The sequence below is a fragment of the uncultured Solobacterium sp. genome (assembly GCF_963517755.1).
In the GTDB taxonomy this organism is placed as follows: Bacteria; Bacillota_I; Bacilli_A; order Erysipelotrichales; family Erysipelotrichaceae; genus Bulleidia.
On record NZ_CAUQGG010000004.1, the window covers coordinates 21591 to 39404 of the forward strand.

General features: G+C 36.9%; 19 protein-coding genes. 17 read left to right on the forward strand and 2 right to left on the reverse strand.

The genetic code is table 11. The annotated features are described in order from the left end of the window. The first annotated feature begins 90 nt into the window (after positions 1-90). From RWM19_RS03305 to RWM19_RS03320, 4 genes are all read left to right on the forward strand, one after another. Complete coding sequence (locus RWM19_RS03305) at positions 91-1614, forward strand: amino acid adenylation domain-containing protein (RefSeq protein ID WP_313983665.1); 1524 nt, start codon at positions 91-93, stop codon at positions 1612-1614. Then, positions 1614-2792 (forward strand): alanine racemase, encoded by a 1179-nt coding sequence (locus RWM19_RS03310; protein WP_313983668.1) that lies wholly within the window; start codon positions 1614-1616, stop codon positions 2790-2792. The genes RWM19_RS03305 and RWM19_RS03310 overlap by 1 nt, the downstream gene beginning before the upstream one ends. 28 nt (positions 2793-2820) lie before the next feature. Continuing rightward, positions 2821-3375, forward strand: coding sequence for a TetR-like C-terminal domain-containing protein (locus tag RWM19_RS03315; RefSeq protein WP_313983670.1), 555 nt, complete (start codon positions 2821-2823; stop codon positions 3373-3375). A 129-nt stretch (positions 3376-3504) separates the two neighbouring features. Beyond that, on the forward strand, positions 3505-5301 hold the full coding sequence (locus tag RWM19_RS03320) for an oleate hydratase (protein WP_313983673.1): 1797 nt from the start codon (positions 3505-3507) through the stop codon (positions 5299-5301). A gap of 413 nt (positions 5302-5714) precedes the next feature. Here RWM19_RS03320 and RWM19_RS03325 read toward each other — a convergent pair whose 3' ends face one another. After that, on the reverse strand, positions 5715-6032 hold the full coding sequence (locus RWM19_RS03325; protein WP_313983676.1) for a 4'-phosphopantetheinyl transferase superfamily protein: 318 nt from the start codon (positions 6030-6032) through the stop codon (positions 5715-5717). 83 nt (positions 6033-6115) lie between these two features. Between RWM19_RS03325 and srtB the strand changes: the two genes are divergently transcribed. Genes srtB through RWM19_RS03340 form a run of 3 tightly spaced genes read left to right on the forward strand, consistent with a single transcriptional unit; the run spans position 6116 to position 9171 of the window. Next, positions 6116-6907 carry a class B sortase gene (srtB, locus tag RWM19_RS03330; protein ID WP_313983679.1) on the forward strand — a complete coding sequence of 264 codons (792 nt, stop codon included), beginning with the start codon at positions 6116-6118 and terminating at the stop codon, positions 6905-6907. Between the two features lie 15 nt (positions 6908-6922). Then, positions 6923-8500, forward strand: coding sequence for an LCP family protein (locus RWM19_RS03335; protein WP_313983682.1), 1578 nt, complete (start codon positions 6923-6925; stop codon positions 8498-8500). An 8-nt stretch (positions 8501-8508) separates the two neighbouring features. After that, a complete protein-coding gene (locus RWM19_RS03340; RefSeq protein ID WP_313983685.1) occupies positions 8509-9171 on the forward strand; it encodes a UDP-N-acetylglucosamine pyrophosphorylase in 663 nt (220 codons plus the stop codon). Positions 9172-9200: 29 nt separating this feature from the next. Here the strand turns inward: RWM19_RS03340 and RWM19_RS03345 are convergent, their stop codons facing one another. Continuing rightward, positions 9201-10226 (reverse strand): aminotransferase class I/II-fold pyridoxal phosphate-dependent enzyme, encoded by a 1026-nt coding sequence (locus RWM19_RS03345; protein WP_313983687.1) that lies wholly within the window; start codon positions 10224-10226, stop codon positions 9201-9203. A gap of 67 nt (positions 10227-10293) precedes the next feature. On the opposite strand from RWM19_RS03345, the gene RWM19_RS03350 reads away from it, so the two are divergent. The 10 genes from RWM19_RS03350 (at position 10294) to RWM19_RS03395 (ending at position 17792) form a co-directional block, all read left to right on the forward strand. Then, positions 10294-10893 (forward strand): L-threonylcarbamoyladenylate synthase, encoded by a 600-nt coding sequence (locus RWM19_RS03350; RefSeq protein WP_294020104.1) that lies wholly within the window; start codon positions 10294-10296, stop codon positions 10891-10893. Between the two features lie 72 nt (positions 10894-10965). Next, complete coding sequence (gene upp / locus RWM19_RS03355; RefSeq protein WP_294020105.1) at positions 10966-11586, forward strand: uracil phosphoribosyltransferase; 621 nt, start codon at positions 10966-10968, stop codon at positions 11584-11586. Positions 11587-11589: 3 nt separating this feature from the next. Next, complete coding sequence (locus RWM19_RS03360; protein ID WP_294023674.1) at positions 11590-11793, forward strand: DUF1146 domain-containing protein; 204 nt, start codon at positions 11590-11592, stop codon at positions 11791-11793. Between the two features lie 128 nt (positions 11794-11921). Continuing rightward, positions 11922-12203, forward strand: a complete 282-nt coding sequence (locus tag RWM19_RS03365; RefSeq protein ID WP_294020107.1) for a BrnT family toxin — start codon at positions 11922-11924, stop codon at positions 12201-12203. Positions 12204-12205: 2 nt separating this feature from the next. Continuing rightward, positions 12206-12436 (forward strand): BrnA antitoxin family protein, encoded by a 231-nt coding sequence (locus RWM19_RS03370; RefSeq protein ID WP_294020108.1) that lies wholly within the window; start codon positions 12206-12208, stop codon positions 12434-12436. A 196-nt stretch (positions 12437-12632) separates the two neighbouring features. Beyond that, positions 12633-13160, forward strand: a complete 528-nt coding sequence (locus tag RWM19_RS03375; protein WP_313983695.1) for a type II toxin-antitoxin system PemK/MazF family toxin — start codon at positions 12633-12635, stop codon at positions 13158-13160. A gap of 22 nt (positions 13161-13182) precedes the next feature. Next, on the forward strand, positions 13183-14388 hold the full coding sequence (gene tilS / locus RWM19_RS03380) for a tRNA lysidine(34) synthetase TilS (protein ID WP_313983698.1): 1206 nt from the start codon (positions 13183-13185) through the stop codon (positions 14386-14388). 23 nt (positions 14389-14411) lie between these two features. Then, entirely contained in the window at positions 14412-14963 is a 552-nt protein-coding gene (gene hpt / locus RWM19_RS03385) for a hypoxanthine phosphoribosyltransferase (protein WP_294020112.1), read from the forward strand. Positions 14964-14967: 4 nt separating this feature from the next. Beyond that, positions 14968-16857 carry an ATP-dependent zinc metalloprotease FtsH gene (gene ftsH, locus RWM19_RS03390; RefSeq protein WP_313983703.1) on the forward strand — a complete coding sequence of 630 codons (1890 nt, stop codon included), beginning with the start codon at positions 14968-14970 and terminating at the stop codon, positions 16855-16857. Between the two features lie 221 nt (positions 16858-17078). Further along, entirely contained in the window at positions 17079-17792 is a 714-nt protein-coding gene (locus tag RWM19_RS03395; protein WP_294023682.1) for a LytTR family DNA-binding domain-containing protein, read from the forward strand. Positions 17793-17814: the final 22 nt, after the last annotated feature.

Here is a 17814-nt window from a genome sequence, read left to right on the forward strand (position 1 = left end):
TGGAGGAATCCTCCATTTTGTGTTTTCAGATAAATTTTACATTCAAAAATCAATGAACATAGTAAAATAGATACGTTAGGAGTAAAAACTATGACAAAGAATATTCTTGAGTGGCTAGAAGCCTCTTGCCAAAAACATCCAGGTAAGATTGCGGTCGCAGATGAAACCGCAGAGATGACATACGAAGAGTTAGTAAAAGATGCCAAGATTCTTGGAACTAAACTTGCGAGATATATTCAACCTCGCCAGGCGGTTGCGATGTATATGGAAAAGAGTAATACAACGCTAGCCGCAATGTATGGTGCGGTATATGCAGGTGGATTTTATTCTCTGATTGACACAAGACAACCAATTGGTCGTGTGGAAAAAATCATTGAAGTATTAAGTCCGAAAGTAATCTTGAGTAATGAACGTTTCTATGAGGAAGCACGTGAAAAATTAGGGACTGCAGTTACTATTTTAAAGGTTGAAGATATCATCAATGAAGGTATCATTGATGAAAACATGCTTGCAGGGATTCGTAAACAAGCTGCTAGTACAGACCCTCTTTACGTAAACTTTACCAGTGGTTCCACTGGTGTGCCAAAGGGTGTTGTTGTTGGACATGGATCTGTTATTGACTTTATTCCAGAATTTGTAAAGGTATCTGGAATTTGTACTGATGATCGTATTGCCAACCAAGCACCGTTTGATTTTGATGTGTCTGTTAAAGATATCTACAGTAGTATCTACGTGGGTGCTAGAGTAGAACTGATTCCACGTGAATTCTTTAGTAACCCAACACACTTGATGGATTTTTTATGTGACCATCAGGTAACTGTACTAACATGGGCTGTTAGTGCAATGTGCTTTGTGTCCATTATGAATGGATTTGGTTATCGTAATCCTGAGACAATTCGTTTGGTGATGTTCAGTGGAGAAGTTATGCCAATCAAGCACTTGAATATCTGGATGAAGAATTGTCCAAAGGCAGAGTTTATCAACCTGTATGGACCTACTGAGATTACATGTAACTGCACATATTATCGTTTAGAGAATCGCGAATATGCGGCGGATGAAATCATTCCAATTGGCTCAGCATTTGATAATGAGAAGGTATTCTTACTATCTGATGAAAATAAATTGGTTGATACACCAAATGAAAGTGGAGAAATCTGTGTGGCAGGTGCTTGTCTTGCGTTAGGATATTATCATGACGGTGAAAAGACAGCAGCTGTATTTGTACAGAATCCATTAAACACTGTGTACTATGAACGCATGTATCGTACAGGTGACCTTGCGAAATACAATGAGCAAGGAGAACTTGTTTATATCGGACGTAAAGACTTCCAAATCAAGCACTTAGGACACCGTATTGAGCTAGGTGAAATTGAAAGTCTAGTACAAGGGCGTAGTGGTGTTGTGCGTGCATGTGCAATCTATGACCACAACAAGAAACGTATTTATTTATTCTGGTTAGGTGAGCGTGATCAAAAAGAATTACATAACGAGCTAAAGGTCGTTATGCCAAGCTATATGGTACCTAACAAGTTAGTACACTTGGATGAAATGCCAATGACAAAGAATGGTAAGATTGATCGTGCCGTATTAAAGAAGATGGAAGGAATCGAATAATGCAAGAGAAAGAACTAAAGTATATCGCAGAACACTATCAAACACCTTGTTTTATCTTTGATTTAGAAGCGGTAAAAGAACGTGTTAAAAAGATGAGGGAAATTGTAGGTGGTGCGTATCATCTATGTTATTCCATCAAGGCAAATCCATTCTTGATTCCGACGATGGCAGAGATTACTGATAAGTTAGAAGTATGTAGTCCAGGTGAGTTATCTATCTGTAAAGCACTTCGTGTAGAACCAACTAAGATTTTATATTCTGGTGTCAATAAGACAGAAGTGGATGTTACAGATGCGATGGAATATGGTGTGATTCATTACACAGCGGAATCTCTACTACATATGGATATTGTCAATCGTATTGCTGGAAAGTACCAAAAGAAAGTGGAAATTCTACCACGCTTGAATGCAGGTAGTCAGTTTGGTATGTCCAAGGAAGATTTATTCTCAATCTATGCAAATGAAGAAAACTATCCAAATGTGATTGTAAAGGGGATTCACTACTTTGCGGGTACACAACGTAAGAAGAACGATAAACAAATCAAAGAGTTGGATATGTTGTTGGAATTAATCAAAGAGATTCAAACAACATTCAATCGTAAAGTAGAACAGATTGAATATGGTCCAGGATTATCAGTACCATTATTTGAAGGGGATGATTTTAGTGATACACTAAAACCTCTTGAGAATATCCATGCAAAGTTGAAAGAATTATCTGAGGTTGTTGATTTAACAATTGAAATGGGTAGATTCTATTCCACATTCTGTGGAACATACCTCACACGCGCAATGGATTGTAAGTCTAATGAAGGTGTAAATTACTGTATCGTAGATGGAGGTATGAATCATCTTAACTACTATGGACAGATGATGGGTATGAAAGTGCCACACATTCAACACTTGCATGCATGTGATGATAGAGCAGAAATGAATTGGTGTTTATGTGGTAGCCTTTGTACAACTGCAGATGTGCTAGTCAGAGATGTAACGCTACAGGGCTTGCATGAGGGTGATTATTTAGCCTTCAATAACTGTGGTGCGTACTCCGTCACTGAAGGTATTCACTTATTCTTAAGCCGTACGATGCCACTGATTCTATTGCGTACAGCAGAGAATGAATACATCGTCGCAAGACAAATGCAAGAATCTTATCCAATCAATACGATTCAAAATTACTAGTTATCATCTGATTGTAAAAGGAGGTAGTATGTCACAAGTAACGAAACGCGCTTTGGAACAATCACTTAAGAATTTGTTGTTGAAAAAGCCATTATCGAAAATCACAATCAGTGATTTAACGGAAGACTGTGGTATGAATCGTATGACATTCTACTATCACTTCAAAGATATCTATGATTTGGTTGAATGGGCTTGTCTAACAGACGCAAAGCGTGCGTTAGATGAGAAGAAGACCTATGATACTTGGCAACAGGGGTTCCTACAGATATTAGAAGCTGTACAGGCAAATAAACCGTTTATCATGAATGTCTATCACTGTGTTCATCGTGAACAGGTAGAAATGTATTTGCGACCGCTTGTGGAAGATCTAATTTTAAATGTGGTAAATGAAGAAGCGGAAGGCTTAAACGTACGGGATGAAGATAAAACCTTTATCGTACAAGCATATTCTTATATCTTTATCGGCATCATGTTAGATTGGATCAAAGAGGATATGCAAGAGAACCCACAGGAAATTGTAGAACGCTTGAATAAGCTAATTAAAGGTTCTATTCGGGCTTCGTTAACTAGATTTCAGTATTAAAATTTTTATCAAAGTATGAAGTTTTATCACAATGAGAAAAGTGATAAAACTTTTATCTTTTTTAGCTCCCTGCTAAATGAAAAAGCGTATAGAGTTGATATGATGCATATGGATGAAGGAGGATTTCATATGTATTATTCAGCAGGAACTTATGAGTCATTTGCTAGACCTTTAAAACCAAAGGATGTTGATAAGAAATCAGCGTATATCATTGGTACAGGACTAGCTGGTTTAACAACAGCGTTTTATCTTGTCCGTGATGGACAGATGAGTGGAGAACATATTCACTTATTAGAAAAGGCTACACTTGCAGGTGGTAGTTGTGATGGACGTAAGGATGTCACAAAAGGTTTCTTCATGCGTGGTGGTCGTGAAATGGATAACCACTTTGAAGTAATGTGGGATACCTTCCGTGATGTGCCTTCCATTGAAACACCGGATGTATCTGTCTTAGATGAGTATTATTGGTTAAATAAGCGTGATCCAAACTATTCACTATGTAGAGCGACTGTAAATTGTGGTGAGGATGCACACACGGATAAACAGTTTAAACTTGATAAGAAGTCTGCAATGGCATTATCAAAACTATTCTTAACACCTGAAAAGGGCCTGGAAGGAAAGAAGATTTCTGATGTATTACCAGCTTCTTTCTGGGATACAAATTTCTGGTTATATTGGCAGACGATGTTTGCTTTCCAAAAGTGGTCTAGTGCACTAGAGATGAAACGTTATCTTTGCCGCTTTGTACACCATATTGACGGATTGCCTGACTTTAGCGCTTTGCGTTTTACAAAGTATAACCAATATGAAAGCATGATTTTACCACTTGTGAAGTATTTGGAGAATCATGGGGTTCATATTGAATACGGAATGGATGTAAAGAATGTTGTGATTGAAACACGTGGCAATAAGAAGATAGCTAGACAAATCGTATATAAGAAAGATGGAATTGAACAATCCATTGACTTAATTGAAGATGACCTTGTGTTTATTACCAATGGATGTTGTACGGATACTTCCTGTTATGGAGATCAGACACATGTTCCGGATTTATCAAATGTAAAGAATGGTTATGGGGAATCATGGGATATGTGGAAAGCAATCGCAGCACAAGCAATGCATGGCGAATATGGAAACCCAGAAGCTTTCTGTACCGATGTAAATGCAACAAACTGGATGAGTGCGACAGTCGCTACTTCCAATGAAGAAATCATTCGCTATATCACAAACATCTGCAAGCGTGACCCACGTACAGGAAAAGTTACAACAGGTGGTATTGTTACAGTAAAAGATAGTACGGATAACTGGTATCTATCTTGGACTATCAACCGTCAACCACAGTTTAAGTCTCAGGATAAAGGCCTCGTATTAATTTGGCTATATGCATTAAATACGAATAAAGAAGGTAACTATATCAAGAAGCCAATGCGTGATTGTACAGGTATCGAGGTATGTGAAGAGTGGTTATATCATATTGGTGTTCCAACTGATAAGATTGCCTCTCTTGCACAAGACGCATGTAATACAACGACATGTTTCATGCCATATATCAATGCGTTCTTCCAACCACGTAAAGAATCCGATCGTCCAAAGGTTGTGCCAGATGGAGCAGTAAACTTTGCCTTTATCGGTCAATTTGCGGAGACACCAAGAGATACGATCTTTACAACGGAATATTCCATGCGTACAGGTATGGAGTCTGTTTATACACTCTTAGATATTGACCGTGGTGTGCCTGAAGTTTGGGCTAGTAAGTATGATGTACGTGAATTATTGCGCGCATGTTACTATGCGATTGATAAGAAGCCAATTACTGAAGTAAAGGAATTATCCTTTATTGAAAAATTTGTGCTCAATCAAGTGTTGAATCGCGCAAAGGGAACGGATATTGAAATTCTGTTAAAGAATAGCGGACTCATTAAATAGAAAGCTTAGTTAAAAAGGAAAGTTATATGCTTTCCTTTTTTTGAGCGTATAATATGGGTACAGATAACACTTACTTGAATCAACCACAATTACATTCTATGCGTCATTCATCCAGTACTTGTCGAATTTTAAACAATTGGAAAGGGAGTTTTATGAGTAAACAAAAGTTATTATTTCTATGTTTCTATTTAACAGCTTTAACTTTGATGGGTATCACAATACAATTTTTTACTAAGATCTACTTGGCAGGAATTTATATGAATGATACCTGGGTATCAGCACCCCTTACAGCTTTCATTTTGATCACAATTATATTGTTTGTTAGGGCTTATTTAATTTATCGAAAAATACCGAAAGATCATGAATAAAAAGTTCTCTTTTGTACAAGAGAACTTTTTATTGGGTACATCATATTATTTCTGTAGTGCATCTTGAACAATCGCGATTGCGATATTTGCGTCATGGGAGATACTCACTTCAAGTTCAGGATGGTCTTTGATGTAAGGTTTTCCACTTTCATCATTTAGGATACTGTACTGTAGGTAATCTTTATCCTGGGTTGCCTTGAAGATAGCCTCTTTCGCCGCAAAGCGTCCCGCAAAGTATTGTTTTTTCTGTGTGGTAGTATGCTTTAAGGAGAATTCCACCATTTCAGATTGTGTTAAAACGTGTGAAATGATGGGTTTTTCTAAGTCAATACGATGCATATCTACGATGTCTACGCCTAACATGGTATTATTATTACATAGTTGCGTGCATTTGGCGAATGCTTGCACAGTCAGTCAATCGACTGTAAAATATTGCAGAGGTTAATATGAAAGAAAAGAAGAATAAAAAGAAATTATCTAGAGTGGGAAGAATCGCACTTGATATCATTATGGTTGTATGTCTAGGCGTTGCGATTTTTTCTGGCTATCAGTTATATAAAGGTTTAGCAAGTTATAACCAAGCAGGAAATGCGTATGATAACTTACGTAAGAATGCCGTTACAACTAAGAAGGATACTGACAAAGATGATACAACTTCTACATTAGACTTTCAGAAGTTGTTAGAGCAGAATCCAGATTGTGCTGGTTGGATTACACTTCCAAACTCCAATGTAGATTATCCGGTTGTGTTTGGTGCTAGTACAGATGAAAATAAGTATGGCAATAGCTATTACTTGGACCACTTATTTGATGGCACATACAATCTAAGTGGAACAGTTTTTATTGATTACAACAACGGAAGAGATTTCAGCCATAAGAATACTGTGATCTATGGTCACCATATGTTAAATGACTCGATGTTTGCGGATATCGAAAAGTATAAGGAACAGTCTTACTATGATAGTCATAAGGAAATGGTTTTCCAGACACCAAGTGGTACATACAAGATTTATCCGATTGCAGGATATTCTACAACGGGTACGGGTAACTATGTACAATATGACTTTGGTAGTGATAGTGAATTCTTAAGCTATATTGATCGTTTCGTGTCTGCCTCAACATTTAAGAGTGATGAGACAGTTTTGGCAACAGACCAAATTGTAATGTTATCGACATGTTCCTATGATGTTGATGATGGTAGATATGTATTAGTTGGAAAGCTGGTAAAAGCTTCATAAATAAGGAAAACATTTATGATGGAACAAAATCCAAACAGAGTAATTCGAAAGAAGAAAAAACGTAAGAAGAGATATATCAGCGCAAGATTTTTATGGTTGATACTTTTCCTTGCGAGTATTGTATTTGCGATTACATTCTGGCGTATGCCAATGTTTCCAACGAAGTGGAGTATTATCGTAGTACTTGTACTTGCGGTGATTGATTGGTTAACATTCTTACTAACATCGAAGGTGAAGCCGAATAACGTATTTGCACAGGTAGTAAACACAGTGCTTGCGGTAGCGCTTATTATCGTAAATATTGCACTACCGTACTATACAGACCGCTTGAGTAATGTCTTCTCTTCTGTGTTAGGCAATGAGGTTAGAATTGGCATCTATGTTATGACAGATGCGTATAAAGACAAGCACAAGGATGTTTTCGCTAACTCTCAGTATAAAGAGAGTATGAAGTTAGCGGAATATCAAAACGCAAAATTTATCACTGCCTTAGGCGTTGATGGAAATAATCAAAACGATACGTTAGAGAAGTTACGGGTGGATTTAAAGAATGATAATCTAAAGACCGTCAACAGTAGTTCTGTGCAGTCTGCTGTAAAGAACTTATATACAAATCAAGGTGATGTATTATTACTGAGTGATTCGTATTTATCGACAGTTTTAGAGACAGATGAATTCAAGAATTTTAAGACAGACACAAAACTGATAGGTAGTTATTTCCGCAAGGTAGAAACAACCCAAGCAACAGAAGATAAAACAAACCTTGCGAATACACCATTTACCCTCTTTATCGCGGGAAATGACCAGCCAGGTGAGTTAAGCTTGGAAGGTAGAACAGACGTAGATATCGCAGTAACGGTAAATCCAAATACACATCAGATTTTGATTGCGAACTTGCCACGTGACTCTTATATTCCAAATCCTGCATATAAGAATCAGAAAGATAAATTAACGCATCTTGGCTTAAATGGTATTCAGAATACATTAAAGGGTGCTAGTAACTTACTTGGGACAGATGTGAATTACTACATGTTAGTAAACTTTACGACATTTGAAGATATTATTAACGCAATTGATGGTGTTGATATTGATAATCCATTTGAATTTACAACACACTTTACAGGCCGTACGTATCCACAGGGTACATTACATCTTGATGGAGAGCTAGCGTTAGAGTATGTGCGTGAACGTTATAGTTTGCCTAACGGTGACTTTGATCGTAATCTCCATCAACAAATTGTACTCTCTGCGATTATTCATAAGTTGTTAAGTCCAGAATTAATTAGTTCGTTTAATAATATTTTGAGCGCCTTGCAAGGCAAGTTCTTGACCAATGTTTCTACGGATTCGATTTATGCATTATGTAAGAAACAGTTGGATCAGAATATCCAATGGAATATTGTGAAGTATCATCTTGATGGTGATACTGGTAACGAATACTGTGCATCCGCACCGGATCAAGTATTATCCGTTGTATACCTGTACCAAAATCAAGTAGACTTTATTAATACTGAGATTGATAAAGTAATGAATGATGAAACCATTTCCCAGGAAACGTTGCCTGAGGGAACTAACAATAATTCCACAAATTAGGAGGATTTATGTACCGTATTAATGAGTTATATGATTTAGAACACACAGCTGCGAAAGACTATTTATTACAATTTACGTACCCATGGGAAGCTCTTTCTGGGATTAAGGATTTCATCCTAAAGCTAGGTGAAAGCTTAGATAAGGAAGAATATACAGAAGTATCCAAACATGTTTGGATTCATAAGACAGCGACAGTATTTCCATCTGCGTATATTGGTGCACCATGTATTATTGGGCCACGTACAGAAGTGCGTCATTGTGCGTTCATTCGCTCTGCAGCACTTGTTGGATCAGATTGCGTGGTTGGAAATAGCTGTGAGCTAAAGAATGTTATTCTATTTGACCATGTTCAAACTCCGCACTACAACTACGTAGGAGATTCTATCTTAGGATATTATTCTCATATGGGCGCAGGTTCTGTTACATCGAATGTAAAGAGTGATAAAAGACTAGTTACGATCCGAGAGGATAATCATCGTATTGATACGGGTCTTAAGAAGTTTGGTGCAATGCTTGGAGATTATGTTGAGGTAGGATGTAACTCAGTACTTAATCCAGGCACTGTGATTGGTAGACACTCTCGTGTATATCCAACATCTTGTGTAAGAGGTGTAGTACACGAAAATAGTATCTGGAAGAATGATGGTACCGTTATTTCAATTCATGAATAAAACAAAAATATAGTTGCGATTATACGCAACTATATTTTTGTTAGTAGGTATTCAACGTTTTCGCGCTTTGTCGCAAAGGATGTTACAAAGCGTACAGCAGTATGTGTTTCATCAATCTTTGCCCAAGGGGTAAAGGCAAACTCTTTGGAAAGTTCTTCTAGCTTTGCGTTTTCAAAGATTGGAAAAAGTTGGTTTGTTTCAGCGGGGAAGTAGAAGTGATATCCCTTTGATTGAAATCCTTCGGTGAGAATATCTGCCATATCGATAGCATGTTTAGAGATTGTGAGGTAGCGATTATCTTTAAAGAGTTCTTCAAATTGGATTCCAAGCATTCTACCCTTGGCTAGCATTCCGCCGTGTTGTTTGATGGCGTAGCGGAAATCTTTCTTGTATAAATCATTTAAGATGACAATGCATTCGCCAAATAGGGCACCAACCTTTGTACCACCGATATAACATACATCGCATAGATTTGCGATATCTTCAAATGTCACATCATTCTTTTTGGCCACTAGACCATAACCAAGTCTTGCGCCATCGATAAAGAGGGGAATGTTGTGGTTTTGACATACTGTATATAACTCTGTGAGTTCTTGTTTAGAGTATAGAGTACCACTTTCTGTGGGAAATGAAATATATACAATACCTGGTTGTACTGTGTGCTCAGAACTGGCGTCACTATAGTGTTCTTGAATCAGTGTGTCGACTTGCTTGGCTGTGATTTTTCCGTTGGATGTTGGTAATGTTAGACATTTATGTCCTACGGATTCAAGTGCACCTGTTTCATGTGCGTTAATATGACCGCTTTCCGCACAGATTGCGCCTTGGTGGTGCTTTAAGATAGATGTGATAACGGCGATATTGGTTTGTGTGCCACCAACCATGAAGTGAATATCCGCATCTTCACGCTTGATGGTTTGTTTGATTAAATTTGCGGCGTTGAAACAATGGTTATCTTTACCATAGCCAATGGTTTGTTCATCATTTGTATTTGTTAAGGCTGTTAGTATTTCAGGAATACAACCCTCTGTATAGTCACTATCGAATCGAATCATCTAATAACCTCCATATTTCGCGCTATAATTATAAGGTATAGAGATAAAAGTAGAAAAGAGGAAGTATATGCGTCGTTTTAAAGCAGAAGAGATTCAAGAAATCATTGAGATATTAAAAAAGGATGGGGTTATTAGTGTACCGACAGATACGGTATATGGTGTATGTTCGCAGGTATCAAGCCATCAAGCAGAAGAGAACCTTAGAAATGTAAAACATCGCCCTCTAACAAAGGCTTTTCCAGTGATGTGTGCAGATCTTGAACAGATTCAAGAGATTGCGGAAGTAGATGATAGAGCCAAGAAGGTCATTGAAGGCTTTATGCCAGGGCCGCTAACCGTCATATTAAAGCGCAAAGATGGAGTCAATCTATCCCAAGAAAACTTGGATACGATTGCGATTCGTATGGCCACGTCTGATACACTTGCGAAGATTATCAAAGGTTTAGGAAGACCAATCTTTATGACAAGTGCGAATCAATCGGGAGAGCCAACTTGTACATCGTTAGATGAGATTGAAAAGAGTTGTCCCGATTTAGATGGAATGCTAGAAGGTGATGTGTCCTTTGGTGAAGCAAGTACCATTGTAGATTGCACAAAAGAAGAACTAGCTATTTTAAGACCAGGTCCAATCACAATGCAGGACATCACAGAAAAATTATTGAAATAACTCGTGATATCCTTGCATGTATGGGTATCTTCTTATATCATTTAGAACAGGAAATATGGAGGAAAGAAGATAATGTTAGAAGTATTGAATCATCCCCTAATTACACATAAGTTGACACAGATGCGTCGTAAAGAGTGCGGAACAAAGGATTTCCGTGAGAATCTTGACGAGATTGCGGAATTAATGGCATATGAAGTATGCCGTGACTTACCAACAAATCCAATTGAAATTGAAACACCGGTTGCGAAGTGTACTGGTTATGAATTAAGTAAAGAAGTAGTCATCGTTCCAATCTTGCGTGCAGGTATTGGTTTATTAGATGGTATTAGACGTCTGGTTCCTACAGCAAAGGTAGGTTTTATCGGTATGTATCGTGATGAAACAACTTTAGAACCTGTAGAATATTTTGCGAAGTTCCCAAGCCATTTAGAAGACACTATCGTTATGGTTGTTGACCCAATGTTGGCGACTGGTGGTAGTGCAAAGGATGCGATTGCGCAAATCAAGAAGCGTGGCGCAAAGAATATTAAGCTTGTATGCTTAGTGGCTGCACCAGAAGGTGTCAAGGTAATTCAAAAGAGTCATCCAGATGTAGATGTATATATCGCCGCATTGGATGACCATCTCAATGAAAATGGTTATATCGTACCTGGATTAGGGGATGCTGGCGACCGTATCTTCGGTACAAAGTAAGACATGTCCAATCTGTACTTTATCTTGCGCTCCGTTGTATATTTATTGATGTTCCTTGTGACGTGGTTTGCGATGGACGCAATCAATTATGAAAAGTTATTACGCAAAAATAAAGTGAATCAAGCACAGGCGCTTTACTTCATCCTAGTGATGGCAATTGCATACCTAGCAGGTTCATTTATATTAAGTTTTTTCCATTTTGGATAAAGTAAGCAGGCAATTACAATAATTTGTGGTTGCCTGTTTTGTTATATAATTAATGCCAATTTGATTAATAATATTGAATTATATGATAATTACAATATAATTATCATATAGATGTAGGTGGTATCTTGATGTATTCGTTTGAATGGGATCAATATAAAAGTAAAATTAACCAATCTAAACATGGTGTAACATTTGAAGAAGCAATGACAGTGTTTTATGATGAAAATGCATTGTTAGAATATGATAATTTGCATTCAAATGATGAAGATAGATTTCGTATCTTAGGAAGTAGTGAGTTAGGAAATATATTGTTGGTTGTTCACTGCATTAGAGAGGAGAAAATAATTAGAATCATATCATCTCGAAAAGCAACGTTAACAGAAAGACGGAATTACGAAAGGGGTATTTGAGTATGACAAAAAAAGATGAATATCTAGAGAAAGAGTTTAATTTTGAAAAAGCGATTAAAAATCCATATGTGAAGGAATTAAAGCGGCAAGTTACGATTAATATTAATAAATCTGTGATTGACTATTTTAAAAATGAGTCGATGCATACGGGTATTCCTTATCAAACATTAATTAATTTATATTTAGCAGACTGTGTAAAGGAAAAGAAGAAACTAAAAATAAATTGGGAATAATCCTTGTTTTATTCAATTGTTTTAGTAGTGAAAAATGAAGAATAATTATATTTTGACTTAAGATAATAAATGACTGTATCATTCGACCATTTGAGGATATGCATTTGGTCTTTTGTAGTTATATTCATAAACTTTGAGAAATGATGTGGAGTTTCTAGTTTCCCTTTGAATATAGAAGTAAAGGGGAAACAATGATATGAAAGATAAGGCACAAAAATATGATTTATGGCATCATTACATGTCCTACCGCAAGGATCTCTATCGGATTATACAACCTCATAATATTGAAGCGGGTATGATATCTGAAGCAAACTGGGTGATACGTTCACGTTATCAATCGGGGAAGGATATTGGTATCAGTGTAAAACCAGGTGATATTTGTTATATCGAATTTGGTCAATCATACCTGAATGAAATGGGTTATCAACATTTTGGTTTAGTCGTATCTGTGTGTGCAAAGAAAGCTTTGGTTGTTCCGATGACTTCCAATGAGGCAACATATCAAAAAGCTTATGATTCTATCTATCATCCACAGGGGAAATATCACTTAATGAAGATCGGTTTAATAAATGGTTTGAACAAACCATCGGTGTTATTTTTAAATGATATACGTTTTATCAATACAGCTAGAGTGATTGATATTAAAGCACATATTCCTGTTACAGCACCTATGTTTAAAGAAGTTCAGAAAAGAATGTTGAGGGTGATGTTCAGCACAGAGTGATGGGATATGTTATTATACTGACATGGAAAAACTACAAGGAAAGTGGTTAATTGCGGTTTCATCTGGACCAGATTCTATGGCACTTTTACAAATGTGTATTGATGCGGGTATTGATTGTGCGGTTGCGCATGTAAACTATCATCATCGTCCAGAAGCGGATGAAGAAGAAAACTATATCCGCAGTTTTTGTGTGGAAAGAGGAATTTCAATCTTTGTACATAATGATCCATTTGTTTATACGGGGAACTTTGAGGCTGCGGCACGTGAGTTACGCTATCGCTTTTTTGTAGAGATTGTAAGACGTGAGGGATTTCAGGGTGTATTGATTGGGCATCATCAAGATGATTTATTAGAGACGTATATCATGCAAGAAAGTAAGAATATTGTGCCAGAGTATTATGGCTTGCGGGAAGAGATGTTAATGCATGGTGTATTGTTTAAAAGGCCTTTACTGCAAATGACGAAGGAAGAACTTGTTACATACTGTAAGGAGCATGAATTACGCTATTATATCGATGTGACAAATCTAAGTGATGAGTATACGCGAAATCAGATTCGCCATCAAATTGTAGAACCGATGACTTCCTTCGAAAGAAGCGTATATCTACGTGAAATCAAACAAAAAAACGCTATTATGCAGGAAAGAAGATGTCGTGTGAAAACCTATATTCGACAAGACAAGATTCTGTTAGCGACATATCGTGCATTAGCGCAAGAGGATAGAGTGACAATGCTAAGAATGTTTGTGGAAAAGACACCACACTATTCTTTAAAGCATTTGCAAGGGATTGATAAAACTATCATGCATGCATGTGATTTTATAATTCCACTAGGTGAGTTATCGTTAGTGAGTGATGGGACATATCTTTTGAAGTATGTTTCAGAAAAACCATATTGTTATGTGTTTGAATCAATGGAGGAATTACAAGATATTCGTAAAGAACATTTCTATACAGAAAACGGAAGTCTTGGCGTCTTTGCGCTAACGCTAGAAGAGGCAGACTTTCCAATTCGGATTCGCTCTTTTCAAGCAGGAGATAAGATTCAAATGCGTTTTGGTTGTAAAGAAGTGCATCGCTTCTTTATTGACCGTCATATTCCAAAATATCAACGAGAAACTTGGCCAGTTGTAGAGAACGCTACGGGAGAGATTATTCTTGTGCCTGGACTTGGCTGTAATGTGCTGCATTACTCTACAATGCCTAATTTGAATGTGATACAATACTAATGTTATAAAAGGAGTTATTTCTCATGTGGGTAGAAAAAGATATAAAGAAAGTGTTAGTTAGTGAGCAACAGATTAGTGAACGTTCTAAGGAATTAGGCGCTAAGATTACAGAAGACTATACTGGAAAACAACCACTATTAGTTGCGCTGTTACGTGGATCAGTTCCTTTCTTAGCTGAGCTAATTAAACATATTGATTTAGACATTCAGTATGACTTTATGGATGTTAGTAGTTATGAAGGTACAGAATCGATTGGCGATATTCGTATCTTAAAGGATTTAGATACATCTGTGAAAGGACTAGATATCTTACTTGTAGAGGATATTGTTGATACAGGAAGAACAATTCAGACGGTACGTGAAACACTATTACATAAGGGTGCTAATAGCGTTAAAATCATTACACTATTAGATAAGCCTAGTCGTCGTGTCGTAGATATTAAAGCGGATTATGTTGGTTTTGAAATCGAAAATGAATTCGTAATTGGATTTGGTATGGATTTCGACCAGAGATATCGTTGTCTTCCGTACATTGGTGTATTGAAAGACGAATGTTATCAATGCAATGAGGAGTAAATAAATGCAGAGAAATAAATTAGCAAACTTTCTCCCTTATCTTGTGGTCATTCTTGCGGTTATCAGCTTATTAGGATTAAACATGGGTGCTTCATCAGAACGCATCACATACTATGAACTACAGAATGTCATTGAAAAAGAAAAGGTAGATGAAGTATCTGTCTCAATCGGGACGAATGTGACAGTCGTAAAGGGTGTTTACGAAAAAGATAAACAAAAAGTAACATTTACTGCGACAATTCCATCAACTTCTGATCAAATTGGACAGGTGATTAAAAATCTTGGAAATGAATCCACTAAGTTGACAATTGTGGATGCGGACGCATCCAATATCTTCTTGGAAACAGTGGTATCCATTATTCCATTTATCTTATTTGCGGTATTTGCGGTTTGGATGTTAAACCGTATGAATGGCGCAAACGGTGCTAATGCGAAGGCATTTGAATTCTCAAAATCAAGAGCGAAATTAGAAGGTAAGATTCGTGTTCGCTTTAGTGATGTGGCAGGTTGTGATGAAGAAAAGCAAGAAATGGCAGAAATCATCGACTACCTCAAATATCCTAAGAAGTTTGAGAAGATGGGTGCTCGTATTCCAAAGGGTATCCTATTAAGTGGTCATCCAGGTACTGGTAAGACATTGCTTGCCAAGGCAGTTGCCGGTGAAGCAAATGTACCATTCTATAGTATCTCTGGTTCAGACTTCGTTGAGATGTTTGTCGGTGTTGGTGCAAGCCGTGTTCGTGACATGTTCAAGAAGGCACAACAGACTGCACCATGCATTATCTTCATCGATGAAATCGATGCGGTAGGTCGTCAACGTGGTGCTGGCTTTGGTGGTGGACACGATGAACGTGAACAGACATTGAACCAATTGCTCGTTGAAATGGATGGTATGGAAGAAAACACAGGTGTTGTTGTCATTGCGGCAACTAATAGACCTGATGTACTAGACCCAGCATTATTACGTGCAGGACGTTTCGACCGTCAGATTACAGTAGCACTTCCAGACCGTAAGGGTAGAGAAGCAATTCTACATGTACATGCTCGTAATAAGAAGTTTGTAAAGGACTTAGATTTAGGTGCTTTAGCAAAGCGTACTCCAGGCTTCTCTGGTGCCGATTTAGAGAACGTATTGAATGAAGCTGCAATTCTTGCGGTACGTGAAAACAAAGATGAAATTGGCATGAAACAGATTGATGAAGCAATCGACCGTGTTATGATGGGACCTGCAAAGGTGAGTCGTACATACGATGATAAGACAAAGAAGTTAGTTGCTTACCATGAAAGTGGACACGCAATTATCGGTTTATTCTTAGAGAATGCACAGGTAGTACAGAAAGTCACAATCATTCCTCGTGGTCAAGCGGGTGGATATAACCTCATGACACCGAAGGAAGAAAAGATGATGCATACAAAGAACGATTTACTCGATACAATCACTTCCTATATGGGTGGACGTACAGCAGAAGAATTATTCTTTGATGACATTACGACAGGCGCAAGTAACGATATTCAAAATGCGACAAATATCGCAAAAGATATGGTTACGCTCTATGGTATGAGTGATCTTGGACCTATTAAATACAACGCCGGTAATGAGAATGTATTCTTAGGTAGAGATTATAACCAACCAAATAACGTTTCTGGTGAGGTTGCGTATGAGATTGATCAGGAAGTACGTAAGATCATTAATACATGCCATACAAAGGCAAGACAGATTATCGAAGCCCATAAGACAGAACTTGAAACAATCGCCCATGCATTAATGGAATATGAAACATTAACAGCTGAGCAGATTCAAAGAGTTGTAAAGGGTGAAGATATTTCTGCAGACTTCAAATATGAAGAAAAAGATACATCAGAACCTGCTACAGAAGAAACAATGAAAGAATAATATAAAATAACCGAAGTTAACCCCAAAAGTTGGATAGCAAATTAGAGGGTTAACTTTTATTTATGAACGAATGGTCCTGTTGAACACGAAGTGCGAAATGAATTTACATGGTAAACTTGCAAAATGATGTAATGTCTTTGTACAATATACCTAATCATACGGTGTTTATTTAATAGAAACATTTAAATCTGGGAAATTTAAAATGTATTTGGAGGCTATATATGCATATTTTATTTTGCGATGACGAAATAGAAGATATTGAAAAATACAAGATTATTGCGGTAGAAATTGCAAAAAATATAAACATTCCATTAGAGATACATACTTGTACTTCAGCAGCAGAAGTTTTATTAAATATTGAAGATTATGGAGCACTTGTTGATGTTCTATTTTTGGATATTGGTATGGTATCAGGAAAGAACGGTATAGAGGTATCTAAAGAGTTACGTAAACAATATCATTTTGCAGGAGAGATTGTTTTTATTACAAAATCTGAAAAATATGTTTTTGATGCATTTGATGTGAATGCTAGCGGATATATTGTAAAAAACAAAACATCAGATATTAGAATAAAAGAAGTTATTGGAATGGCAATATGCAATGCACAAGAAAAGAAGAAGGAGTATCTTTTATTAAAAGGTATTGGTGAATATAGAAATATTGCACTTTCGGATATATTTGCATTTGAAGCAAAAAATAATCGAATAATTGTGTACTATGGAGATAAGCAAAAATTTGAATTTTACTCTTCTTTAGATAAAATGCAGAATACATTATTGATTTATCGTATTATTCGTGTACATAGATCATTTTTGGTCTCAGCCGATAAGATCGTAAGATATTCCTATCAAGAAGGTTTATGCTTAGCAAACAATATGCAAATTCCAGTGGGCAGAAAATATCGTAGTAATGTAAAGACTTTATTACATTTATAAAGATAATGTGAAATAGCTTATA

Coding starts and splice junctions, on each gene's coding strand:
- RWM19_RS03305 (WP_313983665.1), top strand. CDS start 91: ATGACAAAGAATATTCTTGAGTGGCTAGAAGCCTCTTGCCAAAAACAT.
- RWM19_RS03310 (WP_313983668.1), top strand. CDS start 1,614: ATGCAAGAGAAAGAACTAAAGTATATCGCAGAACACTATCAAACACCT.
- RWM19_RS03315 (WP_313983670.1), top strand. CDS start 2,821: ATGTCACAAGTAACGAAACGCGCTTTGGAACAATCACTTAAGAATTTG.
- RWM19_RS03320 (WP_313983673.1), top strand. CDS start 3,505: ATGTATTATTCAGCAGGAACTTATGAGTCATTTGCTAGACCTTTAAAA.
- RWM19_RS03325 (WP_313983676.1), bottom strand. CDS start 6,032: ATGTTAGGCGTAGACATCGTAGATATGCATCGTATTGACTTAGAAAAA.
- srtB (WP_313983679.1), top strand. CDS start 6,116: ATGAAAGAAAAGAAGAATAAAAAGAAATTATCTAGAGTGGGAAGAATC.
- RWM19_RS03335 (WP_313983682.1), top strand. CDS start 6,923: ATGATGGAACAAAATCCAAACAGAGTAATTCGAAAGAAGAAAAAACGT.
- RWM19_RS03340 (WP_313983685.1), top strand. CDS start 8,509: ATGTACCGTATTAATGAGTTATATGATTTAGAACACACAGCTGCGAAA.
- RWM19_RS03345 (WP_313983687.1), bottom strand. CDS start 10,226: ATGATTCGATTCGATAGTGACTATACAGAGGGTTGTATTCCTGAAATA.
- RWM19_RS03350 (WP_294020104.1), top strand. CDS start 10,294: ATGCGTCGTTTTAAAGCAGAAGAGATTCAAGAAATCATTGAGATATTA.
- upp (WP_294020105.1), top strand. CDS start 10,966: ATGTTAGAAGTATTGAATCATCCCCTAATTACACATAAGTTGACACAG.
- RWM19_RS03360 (WP_294023674.1), top strand. CDS start 11,590: ATGTCCAATCTGTACTTTATCTTGCGCTCCGTTGTATATTTATTGATG.
- RWM19_RS03365 (WP_294020107.1), top strand. CDS start 11,922: ATGTATTCGTTTGAATGGGATCAATATAAAAGTAAAATTAACCAATCT.
- RWM19_RS03370 (WP_294020108.1), top strand. CDS start 12,206: ATGACAAAAAAAGATGAATATCTAGAGAAAGAGTTTAATTTTGAAAAA.
- RWM19_RS03375 (WP_313983695.1), top strand. CDS start 12,633: ATGAAAGATAAGGCACAAAAATATGATTTATGGCATCATTACATGTCC.
- tilS (WP_313983698.1), top strand. CDS start 13,183: ATGGAAAAACTACAAGGAAAGTGGTTAATTGCGGTTTCATCTGGACCA.
- hpt (WP_294020112.1), top strand. CDS start 14,412: ATGTGGGTAGAAAAAGATATAAAGAAAGTGTTAGTTAGTGAGCAACAG.
- ftsH (WP_313983703.1), top strand. CDS start 14,968: ATGCAGAGAAATAAATTAGCAAACTTTCTCCCTTATCTTGTGGTCATT.
- RWM19_RS03395 (WP_294023682.1), top strand. CDS start 17,079: ATGCATATTTTATTTTGCGATGACGAAATAGAAGATATTGAAAAATAC.